Source organism: Aquimarina celericrescens, from assembly GCF_042682765.1.
Taxonomy (GTDB): Bacteria; Bacteroidota; Bacteroidia; order Flavobacteriales; family Flavobacteriaceae; genus Aquimarina; species Aquimarina celericrescens.
Genome location: NZ_JBHUHY010000002.1, coordinates 292,861 through 309,836, shown reverse-complemented (window position 1 = coordinate 309,836; position 16,976 = coordinate 292,861). Strand labels below are relative to the sequence as shown.

15 protein-coding genes and 1 pseudogene are annotated in these 16,976 nt (G+C 35.1%); 4 read left to right on the top strand and 12 right to left on the bottom strand.

Annotation, left to right across the window (positions count from 1 at the left end; all coding sequences use genetic code 11):
* Positions 1-720 precede the first annotated feature (720 nt).
* Positions 721-1,398 (top strand): annotated as a pseudogene (locus ACFSJT_RS01385) (class I SAM-dependent methyltransferase).
* Positions 1,399-1,716: 318 nt separating this feature from the next.
* Here the strand turns inward: ACFSJT_RS01385 and cysM are convergent.
* Positions 1,717-2,601: a cysteine synthase CysM gene (gene cysM, locus ACFSJT_RS01380; RefSeq protein WP_378318391.1), complete on the bottom strand. Its 885-nt coding sequence runs from the start codon at positions 2,599-2,601 to the stop codon at positions 1,717-1,719.
* Positions 2,601-3,392, bottom strand: coding sequence for a serine O-acetyltransferase EpsC (epsC, locus tag ACFSJT_RS01375; RefSeq protein WP_378318390.1), 792 nt, complete (start codon positions 3,390-3,392; stop codon positions 2,601-2,603). The genes cysM and epsC overlap by 1 nt, the downstream gene beginning before the upstream one ends.
* Before the next feature lie 314 nt (positions 3,393-3,706).
* On the opposite strand from epsC, the gene ACFSJT_RS01370 reads away from it, so the two are divergent.
* Both ACFSJT_RS01370 and ACFSJT_RS01365 read left to right on the top strand, forming a co-directional pair.
* A complete protein-coding gene (locus ACFSJT_RS01370; protein ID WP_378318389.1) occupies positions 3,707-4,126 on the top strand; it encodes a CBS domain-containing protein in 420 nt (139 codons plus the stop codon).
* Positions 4,127-4,353: 227 nt separating this feature from the next.
* On the top strand, positions 4,354-5,031 hold the full coding sequence (locus tag ACFSJT_RS01365; protein ID WP_378318388.1) for a DUF2461 domain-containing protein: 678 nt from the start codon (positions 4,354-4,356) through the stop codon (positions 5,029-5,031).
* A gap of 97 nt (positions 5,032-5,128) precedes the next feature.
* Here the strand turns inward: ACFSJT_RS01365 and ACFSJT_RS01360 are convergent, their stop codons facing one another.
* From ACFSJT_RS01360 to ACFSJT_RS01330, 7 genes are all read right to left on the bottom strand, one after another.
* A complete protein-coding gene (locus ACFSJT_RS01360; RefSeq protein ID WP_378318387.1) occupies positions 5,129-5,878 on the bottom strand; it encodes an SDR family NAD(P)-dependent oxidoreductase in 750 nt (249 codons plus the stop codon).
* 30 nt (positions 5,879-5,908) lie between these two features.
* Positions 5,909-6,505, bottom strand: a complete 597-nt coding sequence (locus ACFSJT_RS01355) for an FMN-dependent NADH-azoreductase (RefSeq protein ID WP_378318386.1) — start codon at positions 6,503-6,505, stop codon at positions 5,909-5,911.
* A 56-nt stretch (positions 6,506-6,561) separates the two neighbouring features.
* Complete coding sequence (locus ACFSJT_RS01350) at positions 6,562-7,143, bottom strand: TetR/AcrR family transcriptional regulator (protein ID WP_378318385.1); 582 nt, start codon at positions 7,141-7,143, stop codon at positions 6,562-6,564.
* 81 nt (positions 7,144-7,224) lie between these two features.
* A complete protein-coding gene (locus tag ACFSJT_RS01345) occupies positions 7,225-7,407 on the bottom strand; it encodes a GNAT family N-acetyltransferase (protein ID WP_378318384.1) in 183 nt (60 codons plus the stop codon).
* Entirely contained in the window at positions 7,382-7,741 is a 360-nt protein-coding gene (locus ACFSJT_RS01340) for a hypothetical protein (protein WP_378318383.1), read from the bottom strand. Before ACFSJT_RS01340 ends, ACFSJT_RS01345 begins: the two co-directional genes overlap by 26 nt.
* 22 nt (positions 7,742-7,763) lie before the next feature.
* Positions 7,764-8,513 (bottom strand): C40 family peptidase, encoded by a 750-nt coding sequence (locus tag ACFSJT_RS01335; RefSeq protein WP_378318382.1) that lies wholly within the window; start codon positions 8,511-8,513, stop codon positions 7,764-7,766.
* A gap of 171 nt (positions 8,514-8,684) precedes the next feature.
* Positions 8,685-9,863, bottom strand: a complete 1,179-nt coding sequence (locus tag ACFSJT_RS01330; RefSeq protein WP_378318381.1) for an acetyl-CoA C-acyltransferase — start codon at positions 9,861-9,863, stop codon at positions 8,685-8,687.
* Between the two features lie 370 nt (positions 9,864-10,233).
* On the opposite strand from ACFSJT_RS01330, the gene ACFSJT_RS01325 reads away from it, so the two are divergent.
* Positions 10,234-12,237: an HD family phosphohydrolase gene (locus ACFSJT_RS01325; protein ID WP_378318380.1), complete on the top strand. Its 2,004-nt coding sequence runs from the start codon at positions 10,234-10,236 to the stop codon at positions 12,235-12,237.
* 81 nt (positions 12,238-12,318) lie between these two features.
* On the opposite strand, the gene ACFSJT_RS01320 is transcribed toward ACFSJT_RS01325, so the two are convergent.
* The 3 genes from ACFSJT_RS01320 to ACFSJT_RS01310 all read right to left on the bottom strand — a co-directional run bounded on the left by ACFSJT_RS01320 (position 12,319) and on the right by ACFSJT_RS01310 (position 16,830).
* Complete coding sequence (locus ACFSJT_RS01320) at positions 12,319-12,594, bottom strand: DUF3817 domain-containing protein (RefSeq protein ID WP_378318379.1); 276 nt, start codon at positions 12,592-12,594, stop codon at positions 12,319-12,321.
* Positions 12,595-12,618: 24 nt separating this feature from the next.
* Complete coding sequence (locus ACFSJT_RS01315; protein ID WP_378318378.1) at positions 12,619-13,857, bottom strand: mechanosensitive ion channel family protein; 1,239 nt, start codon at positions 13,855-13,857, stop codon at positions 12,619-12,621.
* A 156-nt stretch (positions 13,858-14,013) separates the two neighbouring features.
* Positions 14,014-16,830: a TonB-dependent receptor gene (locus ACFSJT_RS01310; RefSeq protein WP_378318377.1), complete on the bottom strand. Its 2,817-nt coding sequence runs from the start codon at positions 16,828-16,830 to the stop codon at positions 14,014-14,016.
* Positions 16,831-16,976 lie beyond the last annotated feature (146 nt).

The window sequence follows — 16,976 nt, the reverse complement described above, 5'->3', positions numbered from 1 at the left end:
TGAAATCGTTATAGGGTGTTGCTATATTTTAATTAGAACGCACAGATATGAGAAAACTATTGATGACACTCCCAAATACCTTGTATTAAGGGGATAAACTCCTCCTGTTAAGGGATCGAGATCGCACCAAGTTAGTTCGAAGCCATACTTTAATGGTTCTAGGCCACACAACATCACTTATTTTTCATAAGATGCCCCTTCTGATCTATAGATAAAGGCTTCGAGGCTATAGAAGAGGTGTTATTATTGATAGCGAGATAGGGGAAGACCCTAAAAATGGTAGTTCGAGCTACCTTCATATAGCTTCGTACTAGCTATTTACTACTCGAGACCACCTAAGTAACTACTTCGAAAGATGATATTGATCCTTCGAGTTGCATGTTCAAGGATTGGAAGTACCATGATAAGTCAAGGAGAAGTTAAGTCTTAACTAAGTTATAGACCCCTGAGGCTCTCGCAGGGGGCTATCATTTGTGTTGTTTTGGTAAATGCATGGATTGTTTATGCTATTCGGGCTTCGAGAGCCTCAGCCCACCTCGAGAGTACTTCGACTGTGCTCAGCATTACACCTCAGCCCTCATGGAGAGTACTTCGACTACGCTCAGCATCACACTTCAGCCCGCTTCGAGAGATAACGTTCGAGGTAGGGGTCATAAGTTTTGGGTACAAAGATGTCACCTGTAATTTGTACGTTTGTTTATAATTACATTTAACAGTTTTATGAAAAAGGGAAAACATGCAAAGAAAAAAATAAAAAAGCCCTGGCCCACCAAAGCTGCTATGGAGCAGGTGTATGAAATGAACCTTTGGGGAGGTAATACCTCTGATTTTTATTCGGGTACAGGATCACATGATCCTGAAATCGTAAAACCCTATGTGGCTACTATAACTTCATTTTTAAATTCTTTTGAAACGCCACTTACCGTATGTGATTTAGGTTGTGGAGATTTTAATGTCGGAAAAGAGTTGGTGCGGCATACTCAAAAATATATTGTCATAGATATAGTGGCAAACCTCATAGCGCATAACAAAGAAAAATTTATAGCAAAAAATTTAGAATTCCAGTGTTTGGATATCGCCGTAGATGATTTGCCTTTTGGGGATTGTGCTTTGGTACGACAAGTACTACAGCATTTATCGAATTAAGAAGTACATCATGTATTGAGCAAGTTAACTACTTTTAAGTACGTTATTCTTACAGAGCATCTACCCGAGGGACCTTTTGTACCCAATAAAGATATTATTTCGGGTCAAGGAACCAGACTAAAAAAACAAAGTGGTTTAGATGTATTAGCTCCACCATTTACTTTTAAGGTTAAAGAAGAAAAAGAAGTATTGTCTATTGTTTTGAATAATGGGAAAGGTGTTATTGTAACTACTTTGTATACATTGTTTTGAATTAAGTCTTTTGGATTATACGTGTCATTGCGAGGGACGAAGCAATCTTTTTACTAGGAGTTGCAGTGTCGTTTTTTAATGGACAGACTACTTCGTCGTACCTCCTCGTAGTGACGGAGTGTTGGTCATTGCGATTCGCCTAAGCGAAGAAGTAATCTTTTTACTATAAGTAGGAGTATATGGTTTCATAGTGGGCAGACTACTTTGCCGTACCTCCTCGTAGTGACGGGGTGTTTGTCATTTCATTCGAACTTGCTTTATTTAGTTTGTAATTCGAAAATGCACAACGACTAAAATAGTAATTAAAATTTTAGAAACTTATTCGAATAAATCAGAGCTAAGGTATCGATCTCCACGATCGCAAATAATCGCAACAATTACACCGCTATCCAGAGTTTTAGCTAATTTTAAAGCAGCCGTTACCGATCCGCCGCTACTCATCCCAGAAAATACACCTTCTTCTTTGGCAAGTCTTTTTGCCATAGCTGTGGCTTCTTCCTGGCTTACTTCAATAACCTGATCGACTTTTGAAGGATTAAATATTTTGGGTAAGTATTCTTTAGGCCATTTTCGTATACCAGGGATTCTGGAATCATCGGTGGGTTGAACACCTACAATTTGCACAGCCGCGGATTGTTCTTTAAGATAGGTTGAAGTCCCCATTATGGTACCCGTGGTGCCCATCGAGGATACAAAATGTGTGATTTTACCTTGAGTATCCTTCCAAATCTCAGGTCCTGTCGTTTTATAATGTGCTTTCCAGTTATCATCATTGGCAAACTGATTTAGCATTACAAATCCTTCATTATTTACTTTGGCTTCAGCATAATCACGAGCTCCTTCAATTCCTATATCTTGCGAAGTCAGTGTAACTTTGGCTCCGTAAGCACGCATGGTTTGTACTCTTTCTTTGGTAGAATTTTCGGGCATGACCAATTCTATATTCAGTTTAAAAACACCAGCAATCATAGCCAGGGCAATACCTGTGTTACCACTGGTAGCTTCAATAAGTCTAGTGTTTTGGTTGATATCTCTACGGTCTAATGCAGATTTTATCATATTGTAAGCGGCACGGTCTTTTACGCTTCCACCAGGATTGTGTCCTTCTAATTTTAAATATAATGTAATATTAGGATTGTCTATCAAGGAAGTCGCCTTTACTAAAGGTGTATTTCCGATAAGGTCTAAAATGCTATGCGACATTAAATAACTTTTTTGATCTTAATTTCTGAAGTGTTTGAGATAATCGAGTTTTCTGGAACCGAAGATGTTATCCATGCATTACCTCCAATAGTACTATTGGCTCCTATAATTGTATTACCGCCTAAAATAGTTGCATTAGCATAGATAGTAACATTATCTTCTACGGTGGGGTGGCGTTTTACATTGCGTAGTTTTCGGTCCACATATAATCCGCCTAATGTTACTCCTTGATATATCTTTACATTATCTTTTATGATCACCGTTTCGCCGATAACAATTCCGGTGGCATGATCAATAAAGAATGAATCTCCAATTTCTGCTCCCGGATTAATATCAGTTCCTGATAATCGATGGGCATATTCTGTCATTAAACGAGGTACCAAGGGTAATCCAAATTTTAGCAATTCATGACTTAATCTATAAATGGCAATCGCATAAAAACCGGGATATGCCATATATATTTCTTCAATAGAATTTGCCGCAGGATCACTTTGCATAAACGCCTGGGCGTCCCTATTTAACTTTTCTAGGATACCGGGTAAGGTTTCCAGATAGGCCTGCCAGAGTTTACTACACGGTTTTTCGGTTTCCCAACATGCGAGATCGATCAGTTCTTGAAAGGTTTGCTCAAGAAGATCTATGTTTTTTGCTACTTCAGTATCGGTGTCAAACAGCGTATAAAAAAGTAAGTTTGTAAAATACTCTGTTCTTTCTTTTAATTTCAGCTTTAGGTTAGGATTCTTTTTTTGCTGCTCTATTTTAGCTATAATCTGCTCTCTTTCTTTAGTCATCACGATAGTTTTGAAAACTCTAGTAAATATATAGAATTAACCATATAAAAGTCTTAATAAGTCATAATTACTTACATTTTTAAAATAATTATAACAAAGATCTATTGTAAGTTATTATTTATCACGAAAATCATAGAGATGTGATATAAAAAAATCATATCATTTTGACTCGAAATTCTTTTTCTCGAATTCAAAATCTTTCAGTATACCAGTGCTGGTTGATTTTATTTATTTGATATGAATACAACTGATATTTATCATAATTTTTTTAAGAATACGATCCTACATTTGATACTAATTTTAAATGAATTCAAATGAAAAAAAGAACTCCCGTATCCAAAATTATGACTTCTGATGTAATCACTTTAAATAGCACTAATGGTTTAGAGACAGCAGAAATGCTATTCAAAAAAAATAAGATTCGACACATTCCTGTAGTTAAAGGTGATGCTATTGTTGGTATGTTAAGTTATACTGATTTACTTCGTATTAGTTTTGCAGATACCGTAAATGAACATGAAAGTGAGGTGGATACCGTAGTCTATGATATGTTTACTATTGAACAAGTAATGGCAAAAAACCTGGTAAGTGTAACTTCTGATACGACGATCAAAGAAGTTGCAGAAATATTGTCTGAAAGAGAATTTCATGCACTGCCAGTAGTCGATCATGGTAAATTAGCTGGGATTGTAACTACGACAGATTTAATAAACTACCTCCTGGATCAATTTTAAGATATTTTTATTTCTTTTGGGACTTTACTCGACAATCGAGATTTAAATGCCTCGTGGCTTGCCGCGAAATCAAAATTAATTTCCTACTAATGCATAGTGGGCCCATCTTGTAATAGTACTAGTTTATCATTACATAAAAGCTAATGGGATATTATATTCCATTAAATTTAAGTTAAACTTCGATTCGAAAAACAGTTTTTAGTAATTTTAGAATCAAAGTAAAATTTATGAACACCATACCAAAATCGGCATTCGAGTTTTTAAAAAAACTAAAAAAGAATAATCATAAGGATTGGATGACCGAAAATAAAAAGGAATATCAAGCCAATGAAAAGGCTTTAAAGGCTTTTTACGCAGCTGTCGTTGAAAGATTAAATGAGAGTGATGAAATAGAAAAAACTAAAGTTTTCCGGATTAATCGTGATATTAGATTTAGCAAGGATAAAACACCCTATAATGTTCATCGAAGTGCTAGTTTTAGTAGGGCGGGGGCACAAAGAAGAGGAGGGTACTACTTAAGGTTAGAGCCCGGAAATTCATTGATGGCAGGCGGTTTTTTCAGTCCAGAACCTGCTGATTTGTTACGAATTCGTAAAGAATTTGAAACAGATGATCAGGAAATAAGAGAAATATTAGCGAATCCGGATTTTAAGAAAGCTTTTGACGGTTTTAATAGTGATTATCAAGTAAAAACAGCACCTAAAGGTTTTAGTAAAGACCACCCGGCAATCGATTTAATAAAGAATAAATCATTTTTTGTTTCTCATAGTTTTACTGATAAAGAAGTTTTTGCACCAGACTTTCTGGACAAACTTGTCTATCATTATGAACTATTACGACCTTTCTTTGATTATATGAGCGATGTATTGACTACAGATTTAAACGGAGTTTCTTTAATAGATTAAACTTATTTACATTAGTAAAATATGAAAAATAAGAAGCTGAATAATTTGTTTCTCAACTTAAAATTCAGCCTCTTATGATAAAGAATAGTTTTGTATTTTAGATTTGACTTAATCCGCCATCAACTTCTAACTCTACACCATTAATATAAGACGCATCATCTGAAGCTAGAAATAGTGCAGCTTTTGCAATTTCTTCGGATGTACCAAAACGTCCAAGTGGTACTTGTTGTGCAAATCCTTTACCCATCTCCTCTACAACATCTTGAGGTAATCCCATCTTACCATAAATCGGAGTATCAATGGGACCTGGAGCGATTGAATTTACTCTAATTTTTCTGGATTTCACTTCAGAGGTTAACACTCTCTGATAGGCTCTAAGTGCACCTTTGGACGCTGAATACACTCCTAATCCATCAAAACCTTTCTGGTGCACGATAGAATTCGTAAATAAAATAGTTCCTTCATCATTGATATGTGGTAAAGCTTCTTTGGTCGCCAGAATTGGTCCTTTTACATTGATATTGAATACTTCATCATAGTGACCCTCATTTATTTGATCTGTTGGAGTTACTGGTGCGATACCAGCGTTTAAAAAAAGTATGTCAATCTTTCCATACTTATTTGTCGCCTCCCGAATTAACTTTTGATTGTCTTCTGGTATAGCCACATCTGCTTTTACGGTGATAAAATCTCCTTCGAGTTCGCGAGCTACCTGGTCAAGTGCTTCTTGACGTCTTCCAGAGAGCACAACTTTTGCGCCTTCCTGTAAGTATAATTTTGCTGTAGCTAAACCTATTCCACTATTAGCACCGGTGATAACGGCTACTTTGTTTTCTAACTTTTTCATATGTGTCGTTTTTAGATGTATTTATAAAAATTATTTAAGTATCAATTCGTTTATTTCTGTTTTTACCTGGTTTAGAATTTTTTTGGCATCTGTCATGATTTGATCTGAGTTTATAAACTCTATATCCGTTATACCAACAAAATTTAAAAATGTGGTCATATAACCCGATACATAATCTACATCGGTTCCAAGTTTGGTGCCACCAGTAGTAATAATAACATAGGCTTTTTTTCCTTTGAGTAATCCTTCAGGACCATTTTCAGAATATGTAAAGCTTATACCAGAACGGGCTATAAGATCTATGTATGCTTTTAATCCTGCAGTAATACTAAAATTATACATTGGCACTGCAAAAATAAATGCATCGGCCGACGCAAACTCAGCAGAAAGTATGTTTGAGGCCTTTACTGCTTCTTTTTGGGCTGTAGATTGTTGCTCCTCTGGAGTAAAGTATGCAGAAATACTATCTTCATTACCTAGTTTTATTAGCTCATCATAGTAAACGTCTCTGTGAGTGCTTGTATAACCGACTTCAGTTTCTAGTTTTTCCTGTAAGACATCTGCAAGTTGTCTGCTTAATGATGATTTTTTTCTTGGGCTGCTGTCTATTCTTAATAATGTTTTCATGAGTATAGTATATTTATTTGAAACAATCGTTTCAAAATAGGTTAAAAAAAATTGTCTTAATATAGTATTTTCAATACCATGTTGATTAAATTTTTAAGTTCTTCTCTATTAGTATTTAGTATTCCGGTCATTCTTAATCCTTGTATAGCAGAGTAAAGGTATAGTGCATACTGGCTTGCCGTTTGATCTTCATTGAATACCTTTTCCATTTGCCCATTATGAACTACATCTTCAAGCATAGCAATAGTTTGTTCTTGATTTTGTTCCATAAAGGATTTGATCATTGGTTCTTGATTTGCCATCTCAGACTTACAATTCACGATCAAACATCCTTTTCTGTCTTGATCTGTAAGAATATCGTTAAGATACATGTCGAAGATAGCCTCAATAGTATCTTTAGCATTATGGGAATGTGCTAGTTCTTTTCCCATTTGATCTTTATTGGTAGATTGATAATAAGAAAGAACCTCCATAAACATGGCTAGTTTACTTCCAAATGAATTATAAATGCTTGATCTATTTAAAGAAGTAGCATCTACTAGATCTTGCATAGAAGTACCATTATATCCCTTTTGGTGGAATACTGCTGTGGCTTTTTGCAAAACTTCTTTTCTATTGAATGTTTCAGTTTTTGGCATCTTAATTGAAATGAACGTTTCAAAATTAAACAAAATTTTTCTTCGCTAATGTTATCAATATCATAAAGTTTTTTGAAGGAATTATAACGCTAACTTCATCATCATATCGGTTTGCATATCAGTCCCTAACATAAATGTATGCTTATCAAAGATTTTGAATCCGTTTCTTTTATAAAATCGAATAGCACCTGGGTTTTGATCCCAAACGCCTAACCATATAAAATCTACTTTTTTTTGTTTAGCTACTTCTAGCGATGTATCCAAAAGCACCTGACCAATTTGTTTGCCTTGATGTTCTTTTACTACGTATTTCTATCTCTATGCCATCGCCATTAACGGCTTCTGTTTGCGCGTCTTTAGAATTTAATTTTATATAGCCTACAATTTCATTGTTGATTTTCGCAAAATAAAATTCAGAGTGTGGATTTTTAAGTTCTTTAGAAATGATTTCCAGGGTAAACTTTTCTTTTAAATAACTTTGAATATTTTCTTCAGAATTTACAGGTGGCCCGAAGGCATCATAAAATGTCTTGTAACCAATGTCTAATAATTCTTGATTATCTTTAAGCTGTACATTGACTATTTCTACTTTCTCCATAATATTTATAAGAATTTAGAAACTAAATAATCCGCTTAATCACTCTAAGGTTATGTGTATGCATTCTCTTCTCTGCATTATAGATGCCAGAATGATCTATACGATCCACGCGCACCTTACCATGCGCATGGATGATATAGTTATCTTTCATCATGATACCTACATGTATTATCGTACCTTCTTCATTATCAAAAAAAGCAAGATCTCCTGGTTCGCTTTCTTCTATAAAACTTAACGGTTCACCTTGCGTAGCTTGTTGAGAAGCATCACGTAATAATTTGTGCCCATTCAATTTATATACCATTTGGGTAAAACCGCTGCAATCGATACCAAAGCTTGTTTTACCTCCCCATAGATAAGGGGCGTTCAAGTACATAAATGCGGTATCAATCAAATGTTCTTTGGTTTGTTTTTGAATGATTTTGTGGCCTTCATAGGAGTGCTCTAAAAAATCCAAAGCTCCTAATGAAGCTCCCAAAGGAATGGCTAGTAATTGATTTTGATCACCACTTATAAACTCAACCAAATCTCCTGCCAGACACAACTCTTGTTGATCAAATTTTTTGTATTGCTTCTCGGTAATTTCAAGGTACTGTTTATTGTCAATCCAGCCTTCATAATTGTCAAAGGCCAGACGAATCCTGCTCCATTTTTTTCGTTGTTCAAGTACTTTGAAATGTTCACCATAGAGCACCTGAGAAACCATTTCGCTGGGGTCGCTGGGTTCTGCACGTAAAGGCACAATACTTAAATTGCAAATACCATATTGCATTATAGAGATTAGTTGTTAGTTGTTAGTAATCAGTAGTTAGTACATGAAAGCTTTTTCGATAGATATTAAAAGTAACTTCATGAAGCTCTTAATAGTGGTTAGGTGTATAACTTTAAGTAATATTTCCTATTCTTACTAAGAGTGCCTCATATCTCACATCTAATCTTTACATTAAACGCGCTCAATGACCATAGCAGATGCACCACCACCACCATTACAAATAGCCGCAGCACCAATCTTGGCATTATTTTGTTCTAGTACATTAATAAGAGTGATTAGGATTCTTACACCAGAGCATCCCAATGGATGTCCTAAAGATACAGCGCCACCATTAACATTGGTATTCTCATCGCTTAGCCCAAGGATTTTAAGATTAGCCAGTCCCACCACAGAAAAAGCTTCATTAAACTCGAAGAAATCTACATCATCCAGAGTAATACCCGCTTTTTCGATTGCCTTTGGTAATGCTTTTGCAGGAGCTGTAGTGAACCATTTTGGTTCTTGTGCAGCATCTGCGTAGCTTTTTATTTTAACTAGTGGTTGTAAACCGAGTTCTTTGGCCTTATCAGCACTCATGACCACTACGGCACCTGCACCATCATTGATGGTAGAAGCATTAGCGGCTGTTACCGTACCGTCTTTACTAAAAGCGGGGCGCAAAGCTGGTATTTTCTCCATCTTTACATTTTTGAACTCTTCATCTTCAGTAACCATAACAGGTTCACCTCGACGTTGCGGAACTGCAACGGGAACAACTTCATTGTCGAATTTTCCTTCTGCCCATGCCTTGGCAGATCTTTCGTAGGATTGAATTGCAAACGCATCCTGATCTTCTCTGCTAAACTCATATTCATTTGCGCAAAGATCTGCACAAACTCCCATTGCATGACCATCATAAACATCTACCAGTCCATCTCTTTGCATTCCATCCTCAAGTGTTTGTGGTCCAAATTTATGACCAGTCCTTAGACGAACATAATGCGGAATCAAACTCATACTTTCCATACCACCGGCAATAACAATATCGGCATCTCCTAGTGCAATTGCTTGTGCTGCATGCATAACCGCTTTCATTCCACTGGCACATACTTTATTTACCGTAGTACAAGGTACAGTATCACTAATTCCTGCTGCTAAAGCTGCTTGTCTGGCAGGAGCTTGACCGTTTCCTGCCTGTACGACATTACCCATAAACACCTCCTGCACAAGAGACGGATCCAGATTTATTTTATCTAATGCACCTTTAATTGCTGTAGCACCCAACTCGGTGGCAGGTACAGTTGACAAACTTCCCAGAAAACTTCCAATCGGTGTTCTTGCGGCAGATACAATTACTACTTCTTTACTCATTATGTATTATTTAAAATGTGTGTATTGTTTGTGCGAATTTAATGATTTTTCAAAGATATATTATGTTAGAATCACGTTTTAAGAACTTGGAGTTTCTAATCTAGAATACCCGAGATATATGAGCATATATTCAGTAAGTTTTTTGGTAGACTATAATTTGATTTTTCTCTATTTACATTTATTTAGTCTAAAACTCACTAATCAATTAAGTAGTAAGTCTATCAAATATTGTTTAGTAAGTCTATCAAATATTGTTCATCTAAATTTATAAATTCTCAGTACTTCTAACTTTGATTTAGTACTTTTGAAAAACTTATATATCATTGTTTTGAGAAGATTTTTGGACACAGTATATAAAAAGAAATCCACTATGTATAAGATTTTTCTTTTTATATGTACCGCAACACTTATTGTGTATTTATTTCCTAAGGGAGGAATTTTTAAATATGAATTTGCTAAAGGAAAGCCTTGGCAGTATGAGAATCTGTATGCCCCTTTTGACTTTGCTATTGCAAAGACTGAAGAGGAAATAGAAACTGAAAAAAAACGTATCACCGATAATATCATTCCGTATTTTGAGTATGATACTATTATTGCCAATACTGCCAAAGAATCTTATGATGAAGCTTTTGTGAGCAATCTTAAAACATTAAGCCAAAGCAGTTCTCGAGACCAAGCTAAACTTTTTGGAAGAATTTTACTTAATGATATCTATAGATACGGAGTATTACAAGAGGCATACTCTTATGGAAATAAACGACAAATATTCTTAAATAAAGGAAACAAAGCAGAGGCAATTACATTCGGACAAATACTCACACCAGATGCAGTTACAAAACTTATTAATTCGAGAATTGACAAGAGTGAGTATATTAAGTTTAAAAGTGGATTTGTAGCCTTATTTTTTGATCTGGTAAAACCTAATGTTAGGCTAAATGATAAATTAACTGAAAGTACACTGGAAAACGAGTTGGCCAAAGTATTGACTACTAGAGGAGGAGTTTCTCGTGGAAGCAGAATTATTGCTAAAGGAGAAGTGGTTGAGGGGGATAAGCTTCAAATTCTGAATTCTTTGAAGGCTGAGTATGAATCACAAGTTTGGAGCGATAAAAATTTCTACTGGATAGTCTTGGGGTATTGTTTGTTGGTTTCTCTTGCACTGATGATGTTGTTATTGTTTATTAGAAAATACAGAGAGGAAATTTATGCAAATAATGCTCAGGTAACTTTTATCTTTTTTAATATCATTTTTATGGTATTGGTTACCACCTTGGTAGTTAAATACAGGTCAGATTATATCTATGTAGTGCCCTTATGTATTCTTCCATTGGTGTTAAAAGCGTTCTTTGATTCAAGACTGGGGTTGTTTACCCATGTAGTAACCGTTCTCATATTAGGTTTTGTAGTGCCAAATAGTTATGAGTATACTTTTTTACAAATTATTGCAGGGATTGTAACTATACTAACTATTTCGGAGTCATTCAAGAGGGCAAACCTATTCATTTCGGTTGGACAAATTACCTTGATCTATATCATTGCGTACATCGCTTTTCACGTCATTCATGAAGGTAGTATAAGTAATATAGACTGGACAACTGTTGTCTTGTTTGTTATCAGTGGATTTGCCACGCTAATTGTTCATCCTTTAATTTATGCCTACGAAAAACTTTTTGGATTAATCTCTGATGTATCCTTACTGGAACTTAGTGATACCAATTCGGTTTTACTGAAAGAATTATCAAATAAGGCCCCAGGAACTTTCCATCATTCATTGAATGTAGCGAATATTGCAGAGGCAGCGGCTAATGAAATTGGAGCTAATGCAATGCTGGTAAGGGTAGGAGCATTGTATCATGATATTGGAAAAATGGTTAACCCTACGTATTTCACCGAAAATCAATCTGCTTCGGGTAATGCTCATGATGTTTTGTCTCCAAAAGAAAGCGCCAAAATCATTATAAATCATGTTATAAGGGGAGTAGAAATTGCCAAAAAATACAAGTTGCCAGATCGTGTCATTGATTTTATCAGAACCCATCATGGTACTAGCTCTGTATATTATTTTTATTCGAAAGAAAAGGAAAGTAATGAAAATGCTAATATTGAAGATTTTAGGTATCCTGGACCAAAACCGTTCTCTAAAGAAACAGCAATTTTGATGATGAGCGACAGTGTAGAGGCGGCTTCAAAGAGTTTAAAGAATCCGACTAGTAGCCTTATTGATACTTTCGTAGAAAAGATTGTTACAAAACAAATGGAAAACGACCAGTTTATTAACGCAAACATAACTTTTAAAGAAATTCAACAAATCAAAAAAGTATTTAAACGCAAGCTCACCAACATTTATCATTTAAGAATAGAATATCCTGAGTAGTGATTGAGTTTGTTAGTAAGTGAGTAGTTGAGTTAAGATCAAGACTAAATAATTGTTTTTCTTACTCACACACTCACACACTCACACACTCAAATACTTCTTATCCATCCAAAAAGTTCCAAAGGGTATGATTGAGCAAAGTAATATAATACCTAGGGTTTTATTGTTCCATTGTTTTTCTGGTCGTATTACAAAAGCGAATACGATATAGAGTAGAAATAAAAAACCATGCGCCATACCAATTACTTTATTTGGTTCTGGAGACTCGAACATATATTTCAAAGGCATGGTTACGAATAAAATAAGTAAATATGAAATGCCTTCTAGGTAACTAATTAATCTAAAACTTGTAATCATAAATTTAATACTGATTTATATAAATTAATTTTCTGTAGTATAATTTAATTCGAATACTTCTAAATTGAAATATGGTATTGCAGATAATAAATGATCGAAAATATCGGCCATTATCCTCTCATAATTTTTCCAAACTTTGTCATTGCTAAATGCATATATCTCTAGTGGAATTCCCTGAGCAGTTGGTTCCAATTGCCGACTCATAATGGTCATTTTTTGATTGATATACGGATGGTTTTCTAAGTATGATTCTACGTATTTTCTGAAAACACCCATATTTGTGAGGTTTCTACCGTTTATAGGAATTTCCTTATTGATACTATTTTGGGTGTTAAAAAGATCTATCTCTTGCTGGATACTCACTAAATAATCATGAATAAGTGCTACTTTTTTAAGCTTAACAATATCTTCGTTTGATAAAAATGAAATACTGGATGTCTTTATTAATAAAGACCTTTTTATTCTTCTTCCGCCAGAATCCATCATTCCTCGCCAGTTTCTAAAAGAATCTGTAGTTAGGTAATAGGTTGGGATTGTGGTAATGGTTTTATCGAAATTCTGCACTTTTACCGAGGATAAATTTATTTCAATTACATCTCCATCTGCTCCATATTTATCCATAGTGATCCAATCACCAATTCTTACCGTGTCATTTACGGCTACTTGTACACTGGCAACAAAACCTAAAATAGTGTCTTTAAATATCAAAAGAATTATGGCAGACATAGCTCCCAATGCCGTAAGAAATGTCCAGATCGGTTTTCCAGTTATTGAAGAGAATATCAAAATAGCCCCAATAGACCATGCAAAAATCATAAATACCTGTACATAACTGTCTATAGGCTTATCCTTAAAAGATTTTAAGGATTTTAAAAAGTCTCTAAATGTTCTTAAAACACTTCTCACAATCCAAATAACCAAAACTATAGCCATGATATCAAATAGTAATTCGAGATATCTTTCTGCTGTTGGAAAAGCGATAAACAATTCGGGTAAAATCCAGATAATTAGTGAAAGTGGTATAATATGAGCTAAATAATCAAAAGTTTTATTTTTGACCAGGTAATCATCAAAAGTGTTTTTAGATCTTGAAGCATAGGCTTTAAAAATTGTGACAAACACTTTTTTTATTACTAGATCTAAAACTAAGATACTAATTACCAGAATAATAACATCAATTATTAGATTCAAGTATTCTGCAGTACTTTCTGAAAATCCTTTTGATACAAAGAGATTATAAAAATAACGGGTTAATTCTTTCATGAATGTGGTCTACAATTAATTTTAATGCAAAATTACGTTGCATAAACCATCTTTTACAAATAAAGAAAATCATTTGTGAAAACTTTTGTAAATAGCGTATATAAAAATGCCATCATCGTTTCCGAAATGGCATTTTTTATGATGGGTATAGTTTTTTTAGAAATTGAAATCTAACCTGGCATAATAATACGCTCCGCTAAATCCCATTTGCACAGCATCCCAATATCCTCCCGCTTCGGTTTCTCCATCGTTTTGTTGGTCTGGATACTCGTTAGTAATATTGTTTCCACCTATTGTCAATTTCAGATTATCGGTTAGGCTATAACCAAGATTGAGATCGGCGACAATTTTTGCACTGTAATTATCTTCAGTATCTGCAAAATCTATGAGAGTGATTTCGCTAAAACGAGTTAAAGCAATACCAGCATTAAATTTTTCCTTGCTATAGGTTGTATTGAAGGTAAATTTACTTTCTGGAGCAGAAGCCAATAGAAAAGCTTTTTCTCTTTCTCCAAAGAAAATACTTTCATCCAGGTCACCATTCTTAACCTCTTCAATCGTCATATCATTAATGTTACCAGCCAAAGTTGCAGAAATATTTCCAAAATCATAGTTTCCTTTCCATGAAAGTATGATATCCAGACCAATGGTTTCTGTGTCCACACCATTGGCAAAAAATTGCGCTTCATTAACATTGGGAATTTGAGGCGCAGCAAACGTACCCGTTAATACTATTCTATCTTCTACATTAATCAAATAACCGTCTACAGTAGCTGTAAAATTGCCAATATTTGCGGTAACACCAATAGCAGCGTTTATAGAAGTTTCTTCTTCAAGAGCGTCAATTCCAAAGGATGCTGTAACAGGACTGTTATTAGGTGAAAGTAAGGTTTCTGTAGCCGTACCCCCTTGAAAGTCTGTAAATCTCAGATTGTAATAGATTTGTGCGAGAGAGGGAGCTCTAAAACCCGTACTCACAGATCCTCGAATATTAATGTCCTCAGTTGCTTTTATTCTAAATGCTAGTTTACCGTTGATGGTGCTTCCAAAATCACTGTAGTTTTCGAACCTTGCCGCACCTCCTAGTAAAAAACTATCAGTAATGTCCAGTTCTGCATCTGCATAAATCGACAAATTCGATCTCGAACGATCCACTTCATTAGCCGGGCTGTATCCAGGAAAACCTTGTGAACCACCGGGTCTTTGAATAGCAAGTTCATCAATTCTTTGTCGGTCGTTAGGGTCTGTAACAACAACTAAAGGTCTGTTTCCGTTAGCATCATCTACTGTAGCTCGAGCCACATAATCTCCATTAGAATTTTGAGCTAAACCATCTGCATCAATAAATAAATCGGTTTGAAAACCATCTCCAGATGCATCAAAATCTGTTGTGATGAAATTTCCGTTAGGTCTAAAATAAGGTAGATCTAAAAAATTGGTATTAGAATTAACTGCCGTACCATTAGAATCGAAGGTAGCATATGACCCTTCTTCACCAGCAAAAATGGTAAAGTTTTCTGTCCTGTACTCTGTACCAAAAGCTATATTTAGTCCTTTTAGAATATTTGGATGGTATTTAGAAAAATCAAGACTAGTTGTATTTTGACTTAAACTATGGCCACCAGCATCAAAATCGGTTGGAGAAACAGCTTCCAGAGATGCGTTTAAAGTTCCTTTTATGAAATAATGGAAGTTGTTCTTACCCCAGGTATTATTTATATCAATTTTCCAGCCACTATCTGTCTCTGTTCTAATACCCGCAGAAACAGAATTGTCGATGATATTGGAAGTAATTCTTGGAGTAAAGCCATTAGGATATATTTCTGTAACAACGCGCTCACCACCATTACGGGTAAATGCGAATGCGTCTGTATCACGATAGTTTCTACCACCAAAAAGATATAATTCTGTTTTTTCTGATAGCGGTATACCCGAATTAATAAAAATATTGAAGCCATCTATGGCCGCTTCACCAAACCCCCTTCTAAAATCGAAACCAGGCCTAAGTGTTTTATTTTTACTTAAAAACTCTGTAGTAACGTTAGCAAAACCTCTTTCACCAATTTCGACCCCATAATTTGCAGTTATTTTTACAGATCCTCCGTCAAAATCCTGGTCATCGCCAATACGATTTCCATCAGCATCAGTATCTAAACGGTTTCCATCCGTATTGGGAGTCCCATCGGGAAAATCTCCTTGTGCATTTGTATTGTATGCACCATAACTAATACTTCCTGTAAATTCATCGATATTATCTTTTAAAACAAGGTTAATAACGCCCGCAATGGCGTCAGATCCATATTGTGCTGCTGCACCATCCCTTAAAACTTCAATTCTTTTAATCGCCGAAGCTGGAATTGCATTAAGATCTGTTCCCGAATTTCCTCGTCCCCGAGTACCAAAAATATTGATCAAAGAAGAAGAGTGTCTTCTCTTACCGTTAATTAATACAAGGGTTTGGTCTGGCCCCAGACCTCTTAAAGTAGCAGGATCAATATGGTCGGCACCATCAGAACCCGACTGTTTATTTGCATTAAAGGAAGGAGCAGTATATTGTAGGAGTTCATTAATTTCTATCTTACCACTTTTGGTTATGATATCCTGCATATCTATGATGTCTATAGCGACAGGAGTATCAGTGGCAGTACGTTTTGGACTTCTCGAACCAACAACAACAATAGTGCTTAGAGCCTCTCCTTCTAATAGCGTTACATCAATTTTTTCTTGAGTTCCTACTTGTATTTCTTGAGTTTGAAAACCTATAAAACTGAAAATAAGGGTTGCATTGGCATCTACCGCTATGGTATAATAACCTTGGTCGTCTGTGGTGGTTCCTTTTTCAGAACCTTTTTCTAAAATATTGACAAAGGGTAGCGGTACCCCTGAAGCATCTGTAACTGTACCACTAACTATTTGCTGACCTAGACAAATATTAGCACATAAAACGAATAAAAGAATAGTGAGTTTTTTCATGTAAAGAGTGTTTATTTAGGATGATTGTGATGTTAAAGATATTTAAAAGTTAATTATTTAGACATTTTTTTAGTGGAAATGAACATAAATAGAAAACAAAAAAAGAGCCTTTTTGGATAAGGCTCTTGTAACTTTAGTTAAAATAA